Origin of the sequence: Halopseudomonas sp. (assembly GCF_041579695.1) — a bacterium.
Lineage (GTDB): Bacteria > Pseudomonadota > Gammaproteobacteria > Pseudomonadales > Pseudomonadaceae > Halopseudomonas.
The window spans coordinates 1-22,183 of the sequence record NZ_JBFGFI010000024.1 but is presented as its reverse complement, the minus strand read 5'-3'; the positions used below and the strand labels follow the sequence as shown (position 1 = coordinate 22,183).

At 60.1% G+C, this 22,183-nt stretch carries 22 protein-coding genes, 1 other RNA gene and 1 pseudogene; 7 read left to right on the top strand and 17 right to left on the bottom strand.

What is annotated here, in order from left to right; all coding sequences use genetic code 11:
• Nucleotides 1-129: 129 nt before the first annotated feature.
• On the top strand, nucleotides 130-717 hold the full coding sequence (locus ABYA88_RS07295) for a UPF0149 family protein (protein ID WP_373186356.1): 588 nt from the start codon (nucleotides 130-132) through the stop codon (nucleotides 715-717).
• A 91-nt stretch (nucleotides 718-808) separates the two neighbouring features.
• Here ABYA88_RS07295 and ABYA88_RS07290 read toward each other — a convergent pair whose 3' ends face one another.
• From ABYA88_RS07290 to ABYA88_RS07270, 5 genes are all read right to left on the bottom strand, one after another.
• Complete coding sequence (locus tag ABYA88_RS07290) at nucleotides 809-1,138, bottom strand: DUF6122 family protein (protein WP_373186355.1); 330 nt, start codon at nucleotides 1,136-1,138, stop codon at nucleotides 809-811.
• A complete protein-coding gene (locus tag ABYA88_RS07285; protein WP_373186354.1) occupies nucleotides 1,135-1,773 on the bottom strand; it encodes a DsbA family protein in 639 nt (212 codons plus the stop codon). Before ABYA88_RS07285 ends, ABYA88_RS07290 begins: the two co-directional genes overlap by 4 nt.
• Nucleotides 1,774-1,784: 11 nt before the next feature.
• Nucleotides 1,785-2,729, bottom strand: a complete 945-nt coding sequence (locus ABYA88_RS07280) for a rhodanese-related sulfurtransferase (RefSeq protein ID WP_373186353.1) — start codon at nucleotides 2,727-2,729, stop codon at nucleotides 1,785-1,787.
• Between the two features lie 85 nt (nucleotides 2,730-2,814).
• Nucleotides 2,815-3,153: a BolA family protein gene (locus ABYA88_RS07275; protein ID WP_373186352.1), complete on the bottom strand. Its 339-nt coding sequence runs from the start codon at nucleotides 3,151-3,153 to the stop codon at nucleotides 2,815-2,817.
• A gap of 50 nt (nucleotides 3,154-3,203) precedes the next feature.
• A complete protein-coding gene (locus tag ABYA88_RS07270; RefSeq protein WP_373186350.1) occupies nucleotides 3,204-3,779 on the bottom strand; it encodes a DUF2059 domain-containing protein in 576 nt (191 codons plus the stop codon).
• 34 nt (nucleotides 3,780-3,813) lie between these two features.
• Here ABYA88_RS07270 and fumC point away from each other — a divergent pair, with 34 nt between their 5' ends.
• Nucleotides 3,814-5,193: a class II fumarate hydratase gene (gene fumC / locus ABYA88_RS07265; RefSeq protein ID WP_373186380.1), complete on the top strand. Its 1,380-nt coding sequence runs from the start codon at nucleotides 3,814-3,816 to the stop codon at nucleotides 5,191-5,193.
• 36 nt (nucleotides 5,194-5,229) lie between these two features.
• Here the strand turns inward: fumC and ABYA88_RS07260 are convergent, their stop codons facing one another.
• Both ABYA88_RS07260 and ABYA88_RS07255 read right to left on the bottom strand, forming a co-directional pair.
• A complete protein-coding gene (locus tag ABYA88_RS07260; RefSeq protein ID WP_373186349.1) occupies nucleotides 5,230-6,210 on the bottom strand; it encodes a DMT family transporter in 981 nt (326 codons plus the stop codon).
• 231 nt (nucleotides 6,211-6,441) lie between these two features.
• Complete coding sequence (locus ABYA88_RS07255; RefSeq protein ID WP_373186348.1) at nucleotides 6,442-7,392, bottom strand: HPP family protein; 951 nt, start codon at nucleotides 7,390-7,392, stop codon at nucleotides 6,442-6,444.
• A gap of 142 nt (nucleotides 7,393-7,534) precedes the next feature.
• On the opposite strand from ABYA88_RS07255, the gene ABYA88_RS07250 reads away from it, so the two are divergent.
• Nucleotides 7,535-7,873 carry a 4a-hydroxytetrahydrobiopterin dehydratase gene (locus ABYA88_RS07250; protein WP_373186346.1) on the top strand — a complete coding sequence of 113 codons (339 nt, stop codon included), beginning with the start codon at nucleotides 7,535-7,537 and terminating at the stop codon, nucleotides 7,871-7,873.
• 3 nt (nucleotides 7,874-7,876) lie between these two features.
• Here ABYA88_RS07250 and ABYA88_RS07245 read toward each other — a convergent pair whose 3' ends face one another.
• Nucleotides 7,877-10,021, bottom strand: coding sequence for a 3-hydroxyacyl-CoA dehydrogenase NAD-binding domain-containing protein (locus ABYA88_RS07245; RefSeq protein WP_373186345.1), 2,145 nt, complete (start codon nucleotides 10,019-10,021; stop codon nucleotides 7,877-7,879).
• 10 nt (nucleotides 10,022-10,031) lie between these two features.
• Nucleotides 10,032-11,237, bottom strand: a complete 1,206-nt coding sequence (locus tag ABYA88_RS07240) for an acetyl-CoA C-acetyltransferase (RefSeq protein WP_373186344.1) — start codon at nucleotides 11,235-11,237, stop codon at nucleotides 10,032-10,034.
• A gap of 523 nt (nucleotides 11,238-11,760) precedes the next feature.
• Between ABYA88_RS07240 and mnmC the strand changes: the two genes are divergently transcribed.
• Entirely contained in the window at nucleotides 11,761-13,746 is a 1,986-nt protein-coding gene (gene mnmC, locus ABYA88_RS07235) for a bifunctional tRNA (5-methylaminomethyl-2-thiouridine)(34)-methyltransferase MnmD/FAD-dependent 5-carboxymethylaminomethyl-2-thiouridine(34) oxidoreductase MnmC (RefSeq protein ID WP_373186343.1), read from the top strand.
• 23 nt (nucleotides 13,747-13,769) lie between these two features.
• Here the strand turns inward: mnmC and ABYA88_RS07230 are convergent, their stop codons facing one another.
• Nucleotides 13,770-14,525 carry a sulfite exporter TauE/SafE family protein gene (locus ABYA88_RS07230; protein WP_373186342.1) on the bottom strand — a complete coding sequence of 252 codons (756 nt, stop codon included), beginning with the start codon at nucleotides 14,523-14,525 and terminating at the stop codon, nucleotides 13,770-13,772.
• A 71-nt stretch (nucleotides 14,526-14,596) separates the two neighbouring features.
• Here ABYA88_RS07230 and ABYA88_RS07225 point away from each other — a divergent pair, with 71 nt between their 5' ends.
• Nucleotides 14,597-14,836: a YheU family protein gene (locus tag ABYA88_RS07225; protein WP_373186341.1), complete on the top strand. Its 240-nt coding sequence runs from the start codon at nucleotides 14,597-14,599 to the stop codon at nucleotides 14,834-14,836.
• On the opposite strand, the gene ABYA88_RS07220 is transcribed toward ABYA88_RS07225, so the two are convergent.
• Together ABYA88_RS07220 and ABYA88_RS07215 are read right to left on the bottom strand one after the other, a co-directional pair.
• Entirely contained in the window at nucleotides 14,833-16,128 is a 1,296-nt protein-coding gene (locus tag ABYA88_RS07220; RefSeq protein ID WP_373186340.1) for a serine hydrolase domain-containing protein, read from the bottom strand. The two genes, ABYA88_RS07225 and ABYA88_RS07220, sit on opposite strands and share 4 nt — an antisense overlap.
• Before the next feature lie 137 nt (nucleotides 16,129-16,265).
• Nucleotides 16,266-17,000: a substrate-binding periplasmic protein gene (locus ABYA88_RS07215; RefSeq protein ID WP_373186339.1), complete on the bottom strand. Its 735-nt coding sequence runs from the start codon at nucleotides 16,998-17,000 to the stop codon at nucleotides 16,266-16,268.
• Between the two features lie 191 nt (nucleotides 17,001-17,191).
• On the opposite strand from ABYA88_RS07215, the gene ABYA88_RS07210 reads away from it, so the two are divergent.
• Together ABYA88_RS07210 and ABYA88_RS07205 are read left to right on the top strand one after the other, a co-directional pair.
• The gene (locus tag ABYA88_RS07210) at nucleotides 17,192-17,470 is read left to right on the top strand and encodes a hypothetical protein (protein WP_373186338.1); all 279 of its coding nucleotides are present in this window, start codon (nucleotides 17,192-17,194) and stop codon (nucleotides 17,468-17,470) included.
• Nucleotides 17,471-17,674: 204 nt separating this feature from the next.
• Entirely contained in the window at nucleotides 17,675-18,544 is an 870-nt protein-coding gene (locus tag ABYA88_RS07205; protein WP_373186336.1) for a pirin family protein, read from the top strand.
• Between the two features lie 35 nt (nucleotides 18,545-18,579).
• Here ABYA88_RS07205 and recR read toward each other — a convergent pair whose 3' ends face one another.
• The 5 genes and pseudogenes from recR to ABYA88_RS07180 form a co-directional block, all read right to left on the bottom strand.
• Nucleotides 18,580-19,179 carry a recombination mediator RecR gene (gene recR, locus ABYA88_RS07200; RefSeq protein ID WP_373186334.1) on the bottom strand — a complete coding sequence of 200 codons (600 nt, stop codon included), beginning with the start codon at nucleotides 19,177-19,179 and terminating at the stop codon, nucleotides 18,580-18,582.
• Between the two features lie 31 nt (nucleotides 19,180-19,210).
• Nucleotides 19,211-19,537 carry a YbaB/EbfC family nucleoid-associated protein gene (locus tag ABYA88_RS07195; RefSeq protein ID WP_373186332.1) on the bottom strand — a complete coding sequence of 109 codons (327 nt, stop codon included), beginning with the start codon at nucleotides 19,535-19,537 and terminating at the stop codon, nucleotides 19,211-19,213.
• 14 nt (nucleotides 19,538-19,551) lie between these two features.
• The gene (dnaX, locus tag ABYA88_RS07190) at nucleotides 19,552-21,639 is read right to left on the bottom strand and encodes a DNA polymerase III subunit gamma/tau (protein WP_373186331.1); all 2,088 of its coding nucleotides are present in this window, start codon (nucleotides 21,637-21,639) and stop codon (nucleotides 19,552-19,554) included.
• Nucleotides 21,640-21,763: 124 nt separating this feature from the next.
• Nucleotides 21,764-21,860: signal recognition particle sRNA small type (ffs, locus tag ABYA88_RS07185), an RNA gene on the bottom strand.
• Nucleotides 21,861-21,978: 118 nt separating this feature from the next.
• Nucleotides 21,979-22,183 (bottom strand): annotated as a pseudogene (locus ABYA88_RS07180) (methyl-accepting chemotaxis protein); the annotation flags it as partial.

The following is a 22,183-nucleotide window of genomic DNA, read 5'->3' as shown; positions in this document are numbered from 1 at the left end:
CCGCTAAGCCTGGCATTGTAACAGCCCCGCGGCCGGTATCCGCGCCGCATGTCAGCAGGTGATCAGCGCCTTTGGCAAAAGGCCAGGGGCGCGCGTACAATGCACGCATTATCCACTATGAGGTGTCCCATGTCCTTCGCCGACCAACTCGAGCGCCTGCAGGAATTTCTAGATGCCGACGACCTGCATGATGAAGCACTGGATTACCTTGCCGCGCACGGGTATCTCGCTGCGCTGTGCATCAGTCCGGTAGATGTTCCCGAAGAAGAGTGGATCGCCGAACTCTTTGCCGAGGAGCCCAATTACCGTGACGAAGCGCAGAAAGCCGACATCGAAGACGGCTTGCGCGCCCTCAAGTCGCAAATAGCCCGTGACCTGGCCAGTGACGAAGACCTCGAGCCGCCCTGCGATCTGGAGCTGGGCGACGAACCTGACCTGTCGGACCTGCGCAGCTGGTGTGTGGGCTTTCTCGAAGGCGTGTTCCTGCGCGAGGAGAACTGGTTCGACAAGGACGAAGAGACGGTGAGCGAGCTGTTGTTGCCGATCATGGTGGGCTCGGGGCTATTCGAAGACCAACCGGAATTCGCCGAGATTGCCCAGGACGAACAGATGGTCGATGACATGATGCAGCACATCCCGGAAATCCTGACCCAGCTGTTCCTGCTGTTCCACGCACCGGAAGACAAGCCCAAGCCGGCCCTACTGTCTCGCCACTGAGACACGCAGCTGCGCTTGAATAAAAAGGGTCTGTTTTTACAGGCCCTTTTTTACGGCCCGGCTTTGACCGTCCAGTATGACCATTACCGCTTCAAAGCCAGGGAAATCCCGCCATCCGCCAGCAGTCACTGGCATCCACCAGCATGTGGATCAGCAGACCAATGCCCACCAGCCTCAGCGGACGCCAGAGCGTCATCAGCAGATAACCGGTAATCGCCGTATAACTGTGCAACGGGTGGAAACCGATCGAACAGCGATCGGCGGCAAAGATCGGATCAGCCAGCAGGTGATCCAGGTCCACCAGCATGACCACCAGCATGATCAGCCAGGCTTTGCGCCACTGCTGACGAAAAAACAACAGCGCCACAGCAAGTGGCAGCAGTACATGCAACGCCAGATGAAAAGCCAGGGTCCAGCTCATGCTGACGCCGCGCCTTCTCCGGCCGCGACCCAACGCTGCAGCAGCGGCAACACGTCGCCCGGCGATTGGTAACCGTTGGCCAGCAGTGCCAGCTGTCCGTTACGCTCTGCGAGCAAGGTCGGAAACCCGGCTATGCCCAGGTCCCGGGTCCAGGAAAAGTCGGCGGCGATTGCGGCCCTGGTCAGCTCCGCATCGAAGCACTCACCGAATGCCTTGCGTCGATAGCCAGTCTGCTCGGCCAGATCGATCAACGCCAGTGTCTGGCTCACATCCTCTGCCCTGGCGTAGAACGCATGCTGGATGGCTCTGACCAGAGCCCAGACCTTGTCCGCATCCAGTTCACGTCCGGTTACCAGAGCGCGACACGCCGGCTCGGTGTTATAGACAAAGGCATCAGGCAGGTCGTCAGGGGTCATGAAAGGCTGGCCGGAGGCGATCGCCACCGCCTCCCAATGCTCGGCCAGCGCCGACCTGGCTGCGTCATCCAGCGGTGAACGCGCGCCGGGGCGCAGCCCACCCGCCACCAGGTGGATGGGCAACCCAGGATAATCAGTCCGTATCTGGTCGATCACCGGCGCAAAACCCCAGCACCAGGAACACATAGGATCCATTACATAGAGCAGGCGCTGGGACATTCTGGTCTCCTTCAGGTGGTGCTGTCAGGGGAAGGCTGGACCTGTTGCTGTCCGATCGGATGCGGCTGGTTACGCAGCTTGGCCAGCTTTACCTGGCGCTGGCGTTCCTCGGCGCGGCGGCGTGTTTTTTCCGGCAGGCTGTCGTAGCAGCGTGGGCAACTCACACCCTCCTCGTAGTGTGGCGAGGCTTTCTCATCGGCCGATATCGGATGACGACAGGCATGGCACTGGTCGAATGATCCGGGCGCAAGATCATGTCTCACAGTCACCCGGTTATCGAACACAAAACACTCGCCATTCCAGCGGCTCTGCCCGGACGGTACTTCCTCGAAATACTTGAGAATGCCGCCCTTGAGGTGAAAAACCTCATCGAAACCCTGCTGCAGCATGTAACTAGAAGCCTTCTCGCAGCGTATGCCGCCAGTGCAGAACATCGCGACCTTCTTGTGCCTGGCCGGATCGTAATGCGCCTTCACGTAATCCGGGAATTCGCGAAAGCTTTTGGTCTTGGGGTCTACCGCGCCCTCGAAAGTGCCAATCGATACCTCGTAGTCATTGCGGGTATCGATCAACAGCACCTCGGGGTCGCTGATCAGCGCATTCCAGTCGGCCGGCTCGACGTAGGTTCCAACCTTCTCGTTGGGGCTCACGCCCTCGACGCCTATAGTCACGATCTCTTTCTTCAGCTTGACCTTGGTCCGGTAGAACGGCATTTCCTCGCAGAGCGATTCCTTGTGGTCCAGGTCGCTCAGGCGCGCATCGCTGCGCAACCAGTCAAGGACCGCGTCCAAAGCCTCGCGGGGGCCGGCGATGGTGCCATTGATCCCCTCGCGGGCCAGCAGCAGGGTGCCCTTGACCCCATTGCTCAGCAATGTGTCGAGCAGCGGTTGGCGCAGGGCCTGGTAATCTTCCAGCGTGACGAACTTGTACAGCGCCACTACAACAATCCGGGACATGTTCTACCTCTGTGTTCAGTCAGCGCCCACGTAAAGGGCGTACCATTTTCAGCGCGGGCGATTCTAGCAGAGGTGGCAGAGCACGTCAGTGGCTGACTTTACCGTCCGTATTGTCCGCGTTCCTGCCACCGCCCAGACAATTGGGCGAGTCGGGCGCCTGCTGACGCGCGCTCCATTCCCCTGGCGTGTAGGTATGCAGCGCCAGCGCATGAATCTTCGACATCAGATCACCCAGGCTGCGATACACCGCCTGATGACGCTTGACCGCATTCAGGCCGGCAAATTCGTCGCTGACTATCACCGCCTTGAAATGCGACTCCGAGCCGGGCGGCACGCTGTGCATGTAACTTTCATTCACCAGCTCGAGGTGAACCGGCTGCAGGCTTTGCAGGGCCTGGTGCAGCTCATTCTGGATTTCGCCCATGGTCTCTCCGGTGTGATCGAGTGATAACGCGATTGTACAGCACTGAGCGGCTAGCGCAGATCCTGCTGGCGAGCCTCGATTTCCTCCGCCATCTGTCCCAGCAACTCCTGTATGCGGGGCTCCACTCGCTCCTCGACCCGGGCATTGCTGACCGCCATTGATTCGCGAGTGAGCTGCGGCAGATGCTGCATCAGCTTGCGCCCGGCCGGTGACTGGTAAAATTCAATAAGGTGCTCGAACTCCTCTTCACTGAACAGCGGCAGATACAGCTCGACCAGTTCATCGCGTATCGCCTCCCAGGCCAGCTCTCGATCCAGCACCTCACGCGCCTGCTGCTGGTAACTGCGCAGCACCGATTCGTACTGCAGTGAGCCGCCAAGTTGCGCAAACTGGGCATTGATCAGCCTGGTCACCTGATCGTAAATCGGCGCTGTCATGCCCCGTGCATTGGCCAGCTTCAGAAAACGCTCGGCGCTGGCGCGGTGGGACGCCTCCTCAGCCATGGCGCCGGGTGCAAAGGCTAGCCCGCTCAGCAACGCCCAGCACAGCAGTGGCAACACATGAATACGCATGGCTCTGGTTGATTCTCCGGGAATGTTCAATCCAGCTTCTATACTGACAGCCATCAGACACATTGACTACTGGAGGACCAGCATGAGTATGCGCACCGAATCAGACAGCATGGGTGACATAGAAGTACCCGCGGATCGCTACTGGGGCGCCCAGACACAGCGCTCGCTGCATTATTTCGCGATCGGCGAAGAGCGCATTCCTCTGGCGGTGATTCACGCCCTGGCGCTGATTAAGAAGGCCTCGGCCCGCGTCAACCACACGCTGGGGAATCTGGACGAAGACACCGCCATGCTGATTGAGCAGGCCGCTGACGACATAATCGAGGGGCGTCTGGATGACAACTTTCCGCTGTCGGTATGGCAGACCGGCAGCGGCACCCAGAGCAACATGAATGCCAACGAGGTGATCGCCGGTCGCGCTAACGAGTTGTCCGGCGCAGAGCGCGGTGGCAAGCAGCCGGTGCACCCCAATGACCATGTCAATAAATCCCAGAGCTCCAACGATACCTTTCCCAGCGCTATGCACATTGCCGCCGTGATGCAGACCCGCGAAAAGCTGATACCCGCGGTGCGCGAGTTGCGCAATGCGCTCGACGCGCAGGCGAGCCGTCACGCGCAGCTGATCAAGATCGGCCGTACCCACATGATGGATGCCACGCCGGTGACCTTCGGCCAGGAACTGTCCGCCTTTGTCGCCCAACTCGACATGGGACTGCAAGCGGTGGAACAGGCACTCCCCGGCGTCTGTGCGCTGGCCCAGGGCGGTACCGCAGTCGGCACCGGCCTGAACACCCCGGACGGCTTTGCCGGCGGACTGGCGGAGGAAGTCGCACGCCTGACCGGGCAGCCATTTACCAGCGCAGCAAACAAGTTTGCCGCGCTCAGCGGTCACGAACCCCTGGTCCAGCTACACGGTGCCTGCAAGCAACTGGCAGCCACCCTGATGAAGCTGGCCAACGATCTGAGGCTGCTCGGCAGTGGCCCCCGCGCCGGATTCGCCGAAGTGCGGCTGCCCGCCAACGAGCCTGGCAGCTCGATCATGCCCGGCAAGGTCAATCCCACCCAGTGCGAGGCCCTGTCGATGATTGCCTGTCAGGTGCAGGGCAATGATGTGACCCTGGGCATTGCCGCCAGCAGCGGCCACCTGCAGCTGAACGTGTTCAAACCGGTGATCATCCATACCCTGCTGCAGTCGATCCGGCTGCTGACCGATGGCTGCACCAGCTTCCGAGAGCATTGCGTGGAGGGCATGCAGCCGGATAACGAGCGCATGCGCGAACACCTCGAAAACAGTCTGATGCTGGTCACCGCGCTCAATCCGGTGATCGGGTACGACAAGGCCGCGGATATCGCCAAGAAAGCCTACAAGGAAGGCACCACCCTGAAACAGGCTGCGCTGGAGCTGAATTACCTGAGCGAAGCGGAATTCGACCAGGCCGTGCGACCGGAGCAGATGGTCGGGAGCTGATCCCTCACGACCAGGCGCCCGATCCTGTAGGTGCCCCTACGAGGCCGCGGGAGGCGGTGTTACTGCCAGCCGTCTGAGCCGCCTGTTCTTCAGGTTCTGGATCAGGCTCGGCGCCAGCGCGACCAGGGCCGAGCCACTGACGACCAGCAGCGCCCCGAGATAGGCCAGGTTATTCAACAGCTCCGGCTTGATCACTGCGGGCCAGAGCATGGACCCGACCGCGACCATCGCGAAAGTAAACAGCGGGGTGGTGGCAATCGTCGCGCTGACACGGGACGCTTCCCAGTGCACCAACGCTTCGGCAAAGGCCCCGTAGGCGATGAGTGTGTTCAGACAGCAACCGACCAATAACCAGAACTGCAGGGTGGTCAGTTGCATGATCGAAGCAGGCACGGCCAATGGTAACAACAGGGCCGAACACGCCAGATAGATCACCATCATCACGGTGATTGATGACCAGATAGTCAGAAGCTGTTTTTGCGCCAGGCCATACAAAGCCCAGGTGGCTGCCGCACCCAGAGTAATCAGGATACCCAGTGTATAGCTGGTCATCTGTGTGAAGAGCTCTGCGAGACGCTGGTTGAAGAACAGTACAAACCCCACCAGTAAAACCATCAGGCCGATCAGTTGACCGATGCCGAACCTCTCACGAAAAACCCACATGCTGCCCAGCATCAGCATCACCGGCGCCACCTGAATCATCAGCTGCATGGTGCCGGGCGTCAGTCTGCTCAGGCCCATCAGATACAGAACGTAGTTGAATGTGAGTCCCAGGATGGCCACTACCAACAGCCAGCGATTGGTCACCGACAGCGCCTTTATCGAAGGTAAACGTCGACGCCAGGCGAGCCAGACAAACAGAACGACGCCCGCGGTGAACAGCCGGTACCAGGTCACGGTGTAGGGATCCATCCCCTTGAGCACTTCCTTGAGCATGATGGGCAGTACCGCCCAGAGCACCGTAGTGACCATGGTCAGAAGAAAGCCGTACAACCAGCGACCGGACGAAACGTGCATGGGGAAACTCTGAACAGAAGAAGAGAAGGATTCTGCGGCATTCTACTGGCGCGCCCGAGCATGCGCACAGCTACAGCTGTGCAGAACTTGCAGTAGCAACTGTTACGTGCCGGATTGCACGATAGACAAAAAAACAGCTGCGCCCTTGCGGGTAGCAGCTCAAGGGAGAGCAGAACACTTGGGTGATGATGCTCGGGCCTGGACCCGACCGCCATTGGACCAAGGTCTGAGCTAGCTGCGTTTGGACGTATCACCATCGTGCAGTCGATGCCAGCCGGTGTCGTCGGGTTCCACCGGATAGCGCGCCCAGCGCACAAACTCAGAAAGCCGAGTGATACCCGTGCCGCCCTCGCCCATACCCTTGATCGTCTTGTAGCGCACCCGGCCCGGACGACCGGGACGCCGGGCCACGATCTGGACCACCTCGCGCACCGACCAGTTCTTGCCGGGCATACCGTTGCTGTAAAAGCCGCCCACCTTTAAATCTTCTTCAGCCACCCGTTTACTCTTGGCATGGGCGTTAGCCAGCTCTACCAGCTTGAGCAGGTCGTCAAACTGGATATCGACATAGGAATTCATTTCCCGCAAGGCATGGTGGAAATCTTCAGGAGCGATACCGGTGAGCTTGCCTGGCTCGGTTCTGGCCAGCGCCAATGGATAGCGGCGCCAGTCAAAAAGGCTGTTGAACAGGATGGCGGCGCCGACGATGACCAGCGCATCCAGCAGGATCGGATAGAGCACAAAGGAGAAACCGGCCTGCTGGATTTCCGGGCCGCTCAGCACCACGATCATTGCGGTGGCGCCGCCCGGCGGATGCAGGCAACGCGCATACATCATCAGCATGATGCTGCCGCCCACTGCGAACGCTGCCACCCAGGGGCCGGCCGGAAGATAAAGCATGCAAGCCACGCCAAAGGCCGCGGAAATCACCTGCCCGCCAACCACGGGCCACGGCTGGGATAGCGTGCCGTGGGGCATCGCGAACACTAGCACCGCGCTGGCCCCCATGGAGCCGGTAACCCAGAGCGCCCCCTCACCAGCGAAACCAAGATGGGTAATCCAGTAGACCAACAGCAATGACAGGGTCGCGCCCACCGCCGAGAGCAATTTCTCCTGGTGACTGGTGCTATCGGGTCGCCAGCCGATGAAATGCACGCACCGGCTTAGCCATCGCTGCCCCATCAAAACCTCGCTCGCTGTGAAAGTGGCACAAGAAGTCCAATGATACCCTCTGTTACATCGGAGGTAACAGCATGCGACAGATTGGCCGCCATGACTGCTATGCTGACGCAAGCATACTGACGATCGCAGAAAGGGGAATAACATGGGCAACCTGGCCACCGAGTCACTCGACACATCGAAAGAAGGCGCAAAAGTGCTTGAAGAGCAGGAAGCTCGCGAGCTGCTTGCCAGCCTCGACGGCTGGTCACTGATCAGTGTCGAGGGCGTACCGCGACTAGAAAAGGTCTATTCTTTCAAGGACTTCAAACAGGCGCTGGCCTTTACCAACCAGATCGGAGCACTGGCCGAGGATGTGGGTCATCACCCGGCGCTGCTGACCGAGTGGGGCAAGGTGACGGTCACCTGGTGGAGCCACAACCTGGGCGGCGTCCACCGCAATGACCTGATCATGGCCGCCCGAACCGAGCGGCACAAGAACTGACTTTCAGAACAACGCGCCGTCGGCCTCCTTCTGCAGCAGCAGAGCCGGTGGTGCGAAACGTTCCCCATACTGCTCGGTCAGATAGCGCGCCCGCGCCACAAAGGCTGACACGCCGTACTGATTGATGAACTGCAGGGCACCGCCGGTCCAGGCAGCAAAGCCGATACCGAATATCGATCCGATGTTGGCATCGGCGACGGACAGTAATACGTTTTCTTCCAGGCAACGCACCGTCTCGATAGCCTGGATAAACAGCATACGGTCACGCACGTCCTGGACGGGAATCGACGCATTGCCTTTGCCAAAGCGGCTGCCCAGTTCCGGCCATAGATACTTTTTGCCGCTGGTTGGATAGTCGTAGAAACCCTTGCCCGCGGCTTTGCCGGGGCGCTCGAACTCCTCGACCATGCGGCTGATGACTGCAAAAGCCGGATGCTCCTGCAATGGCTTACCCTCAGCAGCCAGATCCTTGCGCGTCTGCTCGCGGATATGACTGATCAGGCTCATCGAAACCTCGTCCGAGACCGCCAGCGGTCCCACCGGCATGCCTGCCTGACGGGCCACGTTCTCGATCAGTGCTGCCGGAACACCCTCACCGAGCATGGCGATACCTTCACTGGTGAAGGTACTGAACACCCGCGAGGTAAAGAAGCCGCGGCTGTCGTTGACCACGATCGGCGTCTTGTTGATCTGCATGACAAAATCGAAGGCACGTGCCAGTGTCGCATCGTCGGTCTGCTCACCCTTGATGATTTCCACCAGCGGCATCTTGTCTACCGGACTGAAAAAATGCAGGCCGATGAAGCGCTGCGGCTCTGCGATCGCACCAGCCAGGCCGGTAATCGGCAACGTGGAGGTGTTGGAGGCAACCACGGCGTCGGCCAGTGCCTGCTCGGCGGCAGAGCCGGTGACCCTGGCCTTGAGTTCGCGGTCTTCGAATACTGCTTCGATTATCAGATCGCAGCCGGCAAAATCGGCATCGTCGATGGTCGGTCTGATCCGCGCCAGAATCGCCTCGCGCTTTTCGGCGGACATCTGTCCGCGGCTGACTTTCTTGTCCAGCAAGGCTGCAGAATACCCCTTGCCCTTCTCTGCTGCCTCCGGCGACACATCCTTGAGCACAACCTCGATACCGGCCACCGCCGACACATAGGCAATGCCGGCGCCCATCATCCCGGCGCCCACGACTCCAACCTTGCTGGTCGGGCGGGTATCGAATCCCTTGGGTCTGGAGCCACCTGCCTTGATCTCGTTAAGCTGGAACCAGAAGGTGCCAATCAGATTCTTGGCCACCTGACCGGTCGCCAGTTCGGTGAAATAACGGGTTTCGATAATCTGTGCGGTATCAAAATCAACTTGCGCGCCTTCAACCGCAGCGCAAAGAATCTTCTCTGGCGCCGGCATGCAACCATGGGTCTTGCTGCGCAGCACCGAGGGCGCTATCGGCAGCATCTGCGCCAGGGCTGGGCTGCTCGGGCTGCCACCGGGCATACGATAGCCCTTGGCATCCCAGGACTGGACTGCCGCGTGGCCTTCGAGAATCCAGGCCCGTGCCTTGGCCAGCATATCATCCCGGTCACTGGCCAACTGATGGATCAGTCCCGCTTCCAGCGCCGTGGCCGGGCCTACCTGTTTGCCTTCAACCAGATACGGCAAGGCCTTTTCCACGCCGAGCAGGCGCACCATGCGCACTACGCCGCCACCGCCCGGCAGCAGGCCGAGCGTCACTTCCGGCAGACCCAGCTTCACCGCCGGATGATCGATAGCGACACGATGATGGCAGGCCAGCGCCAGTTCCCAGCCGCCGCCCAGCGCCGCGCCGTTGATCGCCGCCACTACCGGCTTGCCCAGGGTTTCCAGCCGGCGTAACTGGGCCTTGAGACCGAGCACCATGTGATAGAAGGACTCGGCATCAGCTGGCGTTACCTTGATCAGCTCATTGAGGTCGCCACCAGCGAAAAAGGTTTTCTTGGCCGAGGTTATGATCACGCCGGCTAGCTGTTCCCGCTCTTTCTCCAGACGATCCACCGTCTCGGCCATGGCCTGGCGATAAGCGGCGTTCATGGTATTGGCACTCTGGCCGGGCATATCCATGGTCAGGACGACGATATTATCCTGGCCCCTGTCGTAACGAATGGCATTGGTCATATTCGGCTCCTCAGACGCGTTCGATGATGGTGGCGATACCCATGCCACCGCCAACGCAGAGCGTGGCCAGCCCGTAACGCAGGCTGCGCCGCTCCAGCTCGTCGAGCAGCGTGGCGAGGATGATACAGCCGGTGGCACCCAAGGGATGGCCCATCGCGATACTGCCGCCATTGACGTTGATCTTCTCTTCCGGCACCTGCATCTCGCGCATGAAACGCATCACTACCGAGGCAAAGGCCTCGTTGACTTCAAACAGATCGATCTGGTCTATGCTCATGCCGGCGCGGGCCAGCACCTTGCGGGTGGCCGGAGCCGGGCCTGTCAGCATGATGGTGGGATCGGTACTGGTTACCGCGGTAGCGACGATCCGACCCCGCGGCGTCAGGCCGAGCGCTTCACCCTTGGCCCGGGAGCCGATCAACATGGCGACCGCGCCATCGACGATTCCCGAGCTGTTACCGGGAGTGTGCACATGATTGATACGCTCGACCTGCGGATAACGCTGCAGCGCCGAGGCATCAAAGCCCATCTGTCCCATCGCCTCGAAGCTTGGCTTCAGCGCGCCCAGACCGGCCAGGGTGCTGTCGGCGCGGATGAACTCATCGTTGTCCAGCAACATGATGCCGTTCTGGTCGGTCACCGGCACCAGCGTACGGGCAAACGCACCCTCTGCCCTGGCCCGAGCCGCTTTCTGCTGCGAGCGCAGCGCAAAGGCATCGACGTCCTCGCGGCTGAAACCCTCCAGAGTGGCAATCAGGTCCGCGCCAATGCCCTGTGGCACAAAGCGGGTATGCATGTTGATTTCCGGATCCATCGCCCAGGCGCCACCATCGGAGCCCATCGGCACCCGCGACATGGACTCCACTCCGCCGGCCACTACCAGGTCTTCGAAACCGGAGCGCACCTTCATCGCCGCGAGGTTGACTGCTTCCAGACCTGAAGCGCAAAAGCGGTTGATCTGCACGCCGGCGACACAGTCATCCCAGTCTGCCGCCAGTGCTGCTGTCTTGGCGATATCCGCACCCTGGTCGCCGACCGGCGTTACACAACCCAGAACGATGTCGTCGACCTGGCTGGTATCCAGATCGTTGCGCTGCTGTAGCGTGCGCAGCAAACCGGCCATCAGGTTCGTCGGCTTGACGCTATACAGCGATCCCTCTTTCCTGCCCTTGCCGCGGGGCGTGCGCACCGCATCAAAAATCATTGCCTCAGTCATCTGCTCTCTCCATCGTGGCCATGCCACCTACCCTACCCTGCGCCAGTGCCGTAACAATGACCAAAACGCTCAAATGCGCTGACCAAAGCTTGCGGCCAGGCCTGGTGCCTGCCGCATGCCACGGTCGTGCAGCACAACATGATGTCAGATTGATTGCATATCCATACCCGTTCGCGAATTGCCCCGCTGGGCATGTAGCCAATTGGTCTAATGCAGCATTGCTAGAACATATATGATCAAGTCAGAATAGCGGCGCGGGGAACTATGAGTGGCGCCAGCAACAGCGCAGTACCACAGTGATGACTGCGCAAAACAAAAATAAACGCACTAAAGAAGGTGCTTGCGATGAAAAAGCCGATCAAGGCCCGCTTTTCAACCGTCGGCCTCGTATTCGTAGCCACCTGGCTACTGCTGATTCTGCCTAACATCAATTGGGGCGGAGCTGCCTGAGGCGCGCGGTTAAACCCCGCAGACCAGCTTGACTGTACAATGGCGCAAAGATGCCTGCGCCATTGGAGACCCATTGAACCCGACCCAATCCCTCGCCGAACTGACCTGGACCGAAAGCGGTCAGCCCGTTTCCGTGCAATTCGGCGACGTCTACCCCTCGGGCCATAGCGGCCCAGACCAAAGCAGACACGTCTTCCTGCGCCCAAACCGGCTGGAACAGCGGTGGAAAAACCTGAAGCCGGGCGACAGCTTCTGTATAGCCGAAACCGGCTTCGGCACCGGCCTGAACTTTCTCACCGCCTGGGAACTCTGGGATCAGGTGGCGCCGGCGGGGGCGCGCCTGCATTTTCTCAGTGCGGAGAAGTTCCCGCTTGCCGCCGCTGACCTGCGGCGTGTACACGCGTTGTGGCCAGAGCTCGCGCACTGGTCGGAGCAACTGCTGCAGCAATACACCTCGCCGAGCCCCGGCTGGCAACATCATGTTCTTGGCGATGGCAGGGTAACGCTGACCCTGTTAGCGGGCGATGCGCTGGACATGCTCGGGCAACTGGATGCCTCGGTCGACGCCTGGTTTCTCGATGGCTTGCCCCCGGCAATGAGTCCGGCCATGTGGCAACCTGCCCTCTTCCGGCAGATGAGCTGGCTGTCGTGCGCCGGCGCCACGTTAGCCGCCTCCACCGATGCAGAGGAGGTGCATTCAGGCCTAGCGCAAGCCGGGTTCACCGTTGCGCCCGCTGCGGCCTTTGCCAACAAGGGCACGATGCTGGCCGGCCAGGCGCAGGAGCGCGCGACACCGCAGTGGAGCCCTCCCTGGTATGCCCGGCCGCTTCAGCCAGGCACCGGGCAACGGCAGGCAATGATTATCGGCGCAGGCCTTGCCGGCTGCTGTACGGCATGGGCTCTGGCCATGCGCGGCTGGAAGGTCACCGTTATCGAGCGCCATCCCGGCGAGGCCCGCGAGGCCTCGGGCAACCCCCAGGGCATTCTTTACTGCAAGCTTTCGCCGCATCAGACGCCCCTCTCACGTTTCGTGCAAACCAGCTATGCCTATAGCCTGCGCCTGTTGCACCGCGTTCTTCCGCGGGACGGCATCGGCTGGTCTACATGTGGGGTGTTGCAGTTGAGCGGTAACCCCAGGGAAACAGCCAGATTGCAGGCGTTGGCTGAACAGGGTTATCCGCCCAACTTCCTGCAGGGAGTCGATAGCACACAGGCCAGCGCGATCGCCGGGGTGCGAGTCACCGATGGTGGATTGTTTTTCCCTGAAGGGGGCTGGGTCAGCCCGCCTGCATTGTGCAAGGCGCTGCTTGATCACCCCGCAATCAGTCTGCTGGCATACGCGGAGGCGTTCGATCTGCAGTATCGGGAGGCGCTTTGGCATGCCGAGGATGCCGAGGGCAATAGCATCTGCATAGCCCCCACTGCCATTATCTGCACCGCCGGAGACAGCCGGCGTTTCGCCCAGACCGCGCATCTGCCGTTGAAGACCATACGCGGCCAGATCACCCGATTGCCCGCCACAAGCCAGAGCCAGGCTCTGCGCAGCGTGCTTTGCGGCGAGGGTTACGTGTCGCCGGCACGCAGCGGCGAACATTTCGTCGGCGCCAGTTTTCGCTTCGACCGTTCCGATACCGACCCCAGCGAGGAGGAAAACACCAGCAACCTGGCACTGCTCGCAAGCCTGTCGCCGGAACTGGATGCCGCCCTGCGCAGCGAAGGGCCGCTGGACCCGGCAGCGCTTCAGGCCCGAGCTGCCCTGCGTTGCACGTCACCTGATTATCTGCCGCTGATCGGGCCGGTAGTACAGGCCGAGCAATTTCGGCAGGACTATGCCGTGCTGGCCAAGGACGCATCGAAACGTCCCGACACGGCCGCCCCCTGGCATCCGGGCCTGTATATCAACGTGGCCCACGGCTCCCGTGGGCTGATCAGTTGTCCCTTGAGTGGCGAGCTTATCGCAGCATGGGTCGAGAACGAGCCGCTGCCGTTGCCTCTAGATCTGGTGCAATCCGTACATCCGAGCCGCTTCCTGCTGCGCCAGCTGATTCGCAGCGCGTGACGGGCAAGCCGCTGCAGATATGTTCAGCCGGAATACAGACCGGTAGCGCCCTGGTAAAAGAGTCGACCACCGGTCAGAAACAGGAAGATGTAGCACAATTGGTAGATCAGTTTCTCGTTGCTGCGCTGCAGCAGCCAGAAGCCCATGCGCACACCTATCGGCGCCAGCGGTAGCAGCACCAGGGCAGTCAGCAGGTTGGTCCGGTCGAACTGTCCCAAATAGATATAGGCTGGCAACTTGGCCAGATTCACTACTGCAAAGAATACGGCGATGGTGCCCATCAGCAGTGTCTTGTCGAGTTTCTGCGGTAGCAGATAGACGTTGATCGGTGGGCCCCCGGCATGGATACCGAAACTGGTGAAGCCCGCAACCATACCCCAGAAACCCCCGCGCAAGCGGCTTGCCTCGCGCGGTGGCGGCTCACGGCGCAGCCATATATTGAGAGTGAAGATCAGCGCGATGGCGCCGATCATCAGCTGGATATGCGCATCGTTGAGCAACCGGAACGTCAGCGCTCCGAGCACCACGCCCACCAGCGATGCCGGCAGAATGATTCGCAGATTCGCCCGATCCCAGCGGCCGCGGAAGGTCCGCAGCGCCATTGCGTCCATCGCGATCAGGATCGGCAACAAAATGGCTGCAGCCTGCTGCGGCGGCATCACCAGCGCCATCAGCGGCACCGAGAGTATCGCGATGTTACCGCCGAAGCCGCCCTTTGCGATGCCATAGAGAAGCACCGCAGGTATGGCGCAGAGGTAGAACAGGGGATCGGTAATCATAGCGAATCGAGGGCCGGGGAACGGCTGCGCAGTGTATCATTACTGGCACTGTCATCCAGGAAGTAGACACAATGCTGATACCCCATACCCTGCTGGAGTCCGACACTCTGGCACGCATGCTGGAAGATTTCGTAACACGTGACGGTACCGACAACGGTTACGAGGTGAGCCTCGAGTTGCGTGTGGAACGACTGCGCAAACAGCTGGAAAAAGGCGAGGTAGTCATAGTCTTCCACCCCGACACCGGCGATACCAGCCTGGCCCACCGGCGCGACGTGCCGGCGGACATGCTGGAACAGTACGAGCCCTAGCGCAGCATATCGGCCAATGCCGCGAGGGCTGGCCGGGTGATCGGAAAGGTCACCGCCGAGGTAGCGACCGGATGGGAGGAGAGACGCACCACTACCAGTCCCACTGTGGGATTGACGTGGATCATCTGGCCATGCACCCCCAGCGCTTCGTAGGCTCCGTCGGCGTTGTGGCTTATCCACCACTTGTTGCGGTACGAGTAACCGGGCTGGTAGTCGCGCCCCGATGCCTTGAATGCCTCACGGTCTGCTCCTTCGCGAATGCTGGCAATCACTGATGAGTTGACGATCTGCTGCCCGTTGAAGTAGCCCTCATTGCGCATCATCTCGCCGAAACGTCCCAGGTCACGCAGCGTTGCATTCAGGCCTGCACCAGCCCATTCCGTACCCTTGCTGTCCAGAAGCAGATAAGCGTCCTGCTCAGCCCCGAGCTTGCTCCAGATACGTTCACTGATCAGGTCCGCCAGGTGTTGACCGGTAGCCCTGCGCAGCACCCAGCCGAGCACTTCGGTATGCACTGTGCGGTAAATGAAACGCTCGCCGTGCGCACCATCTGCACCAATGGTCGGAAGATAGCTATACAGATCGCGCTCGCCGACAAAGCCCTCCGGGGTTGGCAGCATTCCCGCTGACAGGGCGTACTTGATCACATCGGATTCTTCGTCGGCATAGATTTCGCTATAGTCGATATCCGCGGTCATGTTCAGCAGTTGCTGGACAGTCGCTCCACTCCAGCCGCTGGTCTCGAGCTCGGGTACGTAACCGGTTATCAACGCATCGGCCTTGAGCGTGCCCTCCTCCAGCAACTGGGTAGCAATCAGCCCGCCAAATGACTTGGTCACCGACCAGAGCATATGCGGATTTTCCGCCGGCATGCCCTCGTGATACGCCTCATAAACCACCTTGCCGTCTTTCATTATCAAAGTGGCATCGGCGTAGGTGGAGTCAAGGTACTGCCGGAAGGTAAGCGAATTACCATCGGGGCCGGTGAAGCTCAGCGCGTCGATCTTAGCTCGCAAGTCTTCCCCGGAGGGCAAAGGTTCGGGCACTAGCGGCCCGCGACGGATATTGCGACTGGGCAGAAGTTCACGCATGTGATGAAACGCCCAGCGCAGATTGGGAAACTGGGTCAGAAAGTTCTCGGCTGTAACCTGTTTGTCAGCCGGCGGCGGAAAACCCTTCATCAGCTGCAACTGATCGAGGCGTACTGTTTCGGGTGCGGGCATGGTCTGAGCCTGTGTCTGATGTGCCAGAATCAACGTCAACGCCACCGCGAGGCTGCGAGCTAAAGTCATGCAAAACTCCCATAGTTCTCGCCGGGGCAACGACGAACTTGCTGTTGTTATCCTGCGCTTATCCAAGACTATCTGACCGCAGCATCACCAGCAGCGCCTGATAGGACAGAGTTTCTGCCTATTCGGTCAGGCACTGCTCAATAGGCTGCGTAGCGTCGCGTTATTGTCTGATAACGCCCGTTTTCCTTTATCGCCGCCAGTCCCTGGTCGAACCGGTCGCGTGTTTCGGCATCAGCGAAACCTACCCGATAGCTGGTCGACGGAAACAGCGCATGCTCGAATACCGGCTGACTGGTGTCGACCCTGTCGGCTATCTCGCGGTTGAATGCACGGATGATCCTGCGATCGCCAATCATCACGTCTACCCGACCCGCGTAGAGCAACAGGTTACGGGTGATCTGGCGGGCTTCTTCGCGATAGCGGAGATTGGCAGCTGCCATTTTCCCGAATCGCGGACCCAGCACGAAACGGGCTCGCTGAAAGGCACTGACAGAGTATCCAGCAAGATCTTCGATGGTCTCAAGCCGGATATTGCGATGCTGCAAGCTCACTGCGACATTCTGATATTCGATATAGACGGTCGAATAATGCGCAGTCACTCCGCTCGTCTCGTTGGTGGTAGCCATCGCATCGAGCTCCTGGTACTGCAACATCCGGTGCAGTCGCTCAAGGGGCGCATAATAGGGTTTCATCTCGATGCCAACTTCTTTCAGAGCAGCCTCTACCAGTTCGTAATCGAGACCGCGGCCCTCTCGTTCGAATACGTAAGGAGGCTTGTGGGTACCAAAACCGACCACAAGTGTCTCGGCGAACCCGCTTGCCGGCAGCAAAACCACCAGGGAAAGAAACGCTGTCGTGAAAAAACGGAACATAGGCCGGCTCACGGAATCATTGGAGAATGGTCACAAGGTTTATACAAATGGCTAATGGATAGCAACTTAAACTCCGTTTCGACATTTATCGGCAGGGTGCTTATAGAGGGGCCAATTGCCGCACCCGCTTGGATGCGTCACGCAATGCCGCTAAGATGAAATAATAATCATTGTAATAACCGAGGTCAGTCATGAAAATAATACCCAGTCTGATGGTTGCAACCCTGCTCAGCATTTCCGCCGTGCCTGCCTTTGCCGCCTGCACCGCCGAGGATGCGGTAACCAAGGCAGAAGAGGTTGCCGAAACCGTACATCGCCTCGCTGACGGCGACCCGGTCAAAGCCAATGAGCTTTACGAGCAGCTGGTGGCACTGCAACTGCGCAATCCAACGACAGACGAGCACGATCCCTGCGAGGCCTATGACCGCATCGTTGAGGAACTTGAGAAGCAAAACACTGCGAAAGAATGACTTTCGTAAAGAATGACTTTCGTGACGGTGGCCCGCGTCATGCGGGCCGGCCTTGAAAAGCCCTTGTCGGCGGGATCGCTGGTCTGAACCTTTCCCGGCCATCTCATCATCGAATTAGCCGATAGATTACCGGCACTTTTTCTGCTTTTACATCATCATACCCAGGCATAGACTTCCTCCATCAGTAATAGAGGAGATGGATTCATGTCTGCGTCAATCAAGCGTGACCTGGTAGAAAAACTGGTCGGGCGAGCTGCATCAGATGGTGACGGGGTAAAACTCAAGCGCGTGTTTGGTGGCACGGGGGCCGAACGTTTCGACCCCTTCCTGATGCTCGACGAGTTTGGTTCAGACGAGGCAGCCGATTATGTCGGAGGCTTTCCATCGCATCCCCATCGGGGTTTCGAAACCGTCACCTATATGCTCGAAGGCCGTATGCTGCACGAGGACCATCTGGGCAACCGCGGCCTGCTCGAACCGGGCGGCGTGCAGTGGATGACTGCCGGGCGAGGCATTATCCACTCCGAAATGCCGCAACAGGCCTCGGGTCGGATGCGCGGATTTCAGCTGTGGGTGAACCTCCCGGCAGCGGAAAAGATGCAGCCTGCCAGCTACCAGGATCTGCCAGCCTGCGCTATCAGCGAACAGCACCTCGAAGGCGGCGGCCTTGCACGGGTTATTGCCGGAAGCCTGGATATCGACGGTCAGACCGTTACAGGCCCCATCTCCGGCAAGACCACGCAAGCGCTGTATGTCGACCTGCATCTGGCCGCTGATGAAGCATGCGAATTGCCGATAGCAGCTAACCTGAATGCGCTGCTGTATACCTATGACGGAGAAATCGATGTGTTCGGCCGCGAACAGGGTACGACGCTGCCCGCCGGACACCTTGGCCGTCTTGGCGAAGGAAATTCGATCTCGATCCAGGCCGGCCCTGCCGGCGCCAAGGTACTACTGATCGGTGGCAAGCCCCTGCGCGAGCCCATCGTGCAATACGGCCCCTTCGTGATGAATAGCCGGGAAGAGATCGAGCAGGCAATGCGTGACTTCCGTAGCGGCCAGCTCGCATCCTGAGGGCGCCGCGGCTGGGTCGGGGCGGGACGGGGGATTCAGATAATCGGGGTGCGCCCGGCCAGCGCGTGGGCCAGCGTCCCGCCATCAATGTACTCGAGCTCGCCGCCCAGCGGCACACCGTGGGCAATACGCGACACCTTGATGCTCCGTGGCTTGAGCATACTGGCAATATAATGAGCGGTTGCTTCACCCTCCACAGTGGGATTGGTGGCCAGTATCACTTCCACTACTTCACTGCGCTCCACCGCCTCGAGCAACGCGGGAATACCGATTTCATCCGGGCCCATGCCGTCAATTGGCGACAACTGCCCCTTGAGTACGAAATAGCGTCCACTAAAGCCCCCCGCCTGCTCGACGGCCCAGACATCGGCCGGACTCTGCAATACGCACAGCAGGCTGGCGTCGCGCCTGGGATCGGCACAGATCGGACAGATCTCGTTCTCGCTCAGAGTGCGGCAGCGGCTACAGTAGCCCACCCCGTCCATTGCGGTCGCCAGCGCTCCGGCAAGATGCCGGGCCACATCACGATCGCGCTCCAGCAGGTGCAGCGCCATGCGCTGGGCTGTCTTCGGACCGACGCCGGGCAGCCCGCGCAGCGCGTCGATCAGATGGCGAATCAGGGGACTGAAGCTCATGGCACCGCCTGAATAAAGTGGGAGATTGGCTTCAGAACGGCATCTTGAAGCCATCGGGCAGATTCATGCCCTTGGTCATGTCGCCCATCTTATCCTGGTTGTTCTTCTCAACCTTGCGCACGGCGTCATTGAACGCGGCCGCAACCAGGTCTTCGAGAATCTCCTTGTCTTCGCTCATCAGACTGTCGTCGAGGCTGACACGCTTAACGTCATGGCGGCCAGTCATCACCACGGACACCAGGCCAGCACCCGATTGACCTGTTACCTCGGCGTTAGCCAACTCTTCCTGCATTTTCGCCATCTTTTCCTGCATTTCCTGCGCCTGCTTCATCAGCCCGGCCATTCCACCTTTCATCATGCTGCTGTCCTCGCTCAATGGGTCGTCGTGTCAATGGGGCGGATACTACCTTCACAGATCTGTGCTGCGAATTCACGCATGAGGCCCAGCACCAGCGGATCCTGCTGAATGCTGGCTTCGGCCTCCTGCTGGCGCTTGTGTTTGCGACGCGCCGCAGCGATCGCTGGTGTCTCCTGATCCGGAGCGGCTACTCGCACGTCCAGTTCGATATCGCTGCCGATATGCTCTACCAACGCCTGCTGCAGACGCAAGCGATGATTCTCGTTATACAACGCGCTGTGACCCGGATCCAGATGCAGCGTCCATGCGCTGTCGGAGCGATCGACAAGTTGGCAATGTGCTGCAATGCTCTGGGTCAGACCGCTTAGCTGCAACTGCAGGAAGGTCTCAAGCCATTCGGCGGCCAGGCCCGTCGCAGCAGGCAGATCGCCTGTGGCTTCGTCTGAGACCTCATCCACATCGGGGTCCCCCAGGGCATCTGCCGACTGCCACTCGCCCAGGTACTGTCCGAGGTCGAGGTTATCCTCGTCGTCGGCATCACGTTCATCGACATCCTGATCCGCCGACGTGGTCGCCTGCAGCCAGTCGGCCGGCGGTTCATTCTGGGGCGGTTTGACTGGCGCTGTAGTCTTGAGCGGCTGTCCGGGGTTAGTTGAACGTCGGGACCCGGTCGCTGCCTCGGTCGCATCGGCGATAGTGGCTTCTTCATGCGGTGCGCTGGACGGTTCTGACACGGCACCTTCGCAAGCCTTCAGCTCCTCGGCCCCGAGCAGCGGTGCGGCAACCTCCGCTTTCACCGCGGATGATGGTCCGGGGCGCGCCATGGTCATTTCCGCGGCAGCCGTGGTGGCGCCTTGATCGGCAGCATCTGAAGCAGCTTGTTCAGCAACGGGCGCAGTTGCGTGCCGAACCGAAGAATCTGGCCTGGGGGATCCGGATTCAGCGCTGGCCTGGCTGAGTCCCGTCGGCTTTCCCGGCAAGACTCCAGGCGGCGCCGTGACAGCGTCCTGTTCGAGAGTGCCGGGCCTGAATGCCAGCATGCGCAACATGGCCATCTCGAAACCGCCGCGCGGCTCAGGAGCCAGCGGAAGATCTCGGCGTCCGTGCAGACCCAGCTGATAAAAAAGCTGTACGTCCTCGGCACTGACCCGGCCGGCAAGATCAAGAACCCGATCCTGGTCGCCCAAGCTGTTATCCACCGCCTGCGGCAACACCTGCGCGATGGCAACGCGTTGCAGCACTGACAGCAGCTCGCTCAACACGCCGGCAAAATCCGCGCCCTGCTCCGCCAGCTCGGCGACAGCCGCCAGCAGCTGCTGCGCCTCACCTGCTGCCAGTGCGTCCAGCAAACCGAATACCTGGCCGTGGTCGATGGTGCCCAGCATGCTGCGAACGTCGCTAACCTGCAGCGCCCCGTTACCGAACGCAATCGCCTGGTCTGTGAGACTCAGCGCATCTCGCATCGATCCATCAGCGGCCCGTCCGAGCAGCCATAGGGATTCCTCGTCAAAACGGATCAGCTCATCACCCAGTACATGGCGCAGATGGTCCACGATCTTTTCCGGCGGCATGTTCTTCAATGAGAACTGCAGGCAGCGTGAAAGAATGGTGACGGGCAGTTTTTGCGGGTCGGTGGTCGCGAGCAGGAACTTGACGTGTTCCGGCGGCTCCTCCAGCGTCTTCAACAGCGCATTGAAACTGTGGCTCGACAACATGTGCACTTCGTCGATCAGATAGACCTTGTAACGCCCGCGTGAGGGAGCATATTGCACATTGTCGAGCAGCTCACGGGTATCCTCGACCTTGGTACGGCTGGCTGCATCGACTTCAATCAGGTCAACGAAACGCCCTTCATCGATCTCGCGGCAGGCCGAACAGGTTCCGCAAGGTTCGGAACTCACTCCCGTTTCGCAGTTCAGGCACTTGGCCAGAATGCGCGCGATAGTGGTCTTGCCCACCCCCCGGGTGCCGGTAAACAGATAGGCGTGATGCAGCCGGTCATGATCAAGCGCATTGATCAACGCCTGGAGCACGTGGGTCTGACCGACCATCTCGCGAAACAGGCGCGGACGCCATTTGCGGGCAAGTACCTGATAACTCATTGGATGTGTGCTGTCCGATAGGGTCTGAAAGGCAAGCCGGTACTGTAACCAAAGCAGGCTGACTTTGCGAGATGCGCGGGGGAGCAAAAGAGTTCTGATGACAGAAGGTCGTCATGGGTGGCGACCCTACCAGCCACACCCCGGCACACGATGTAACCGCTGTGGCTGCTCCCTTCCGGGCCTGACCAGGTTAACGGCGAATCATTGCGAGGGGACCGGCAGGGCCACCATAACGAACCTGTGCTAGACAGGCCGCGCTATTGTAACGGCTTGGCGCCAACTTACAACCCATTGTTGACGCTCTGGAAGCCATCCCTGGCTTCGGGGAATTAAGCATCCTCAGGTGCGGAAACGACCGACCTGATCCTGCAGGCTGGCGGCCAGCCTGGCCATCGACTCGCTCGCCTGGCGGCTTTCACCCGAGTTCTGCGCTGCCTGATCGGAAAGGTCCCGAATGCCGCTGATATTGCGCGCAATTTCCTCCGTCGTCTGGGTCTGCTCTTCGCAAGCAGAGGCAATCTGCGCCGCCATGTCGTTGATGCGT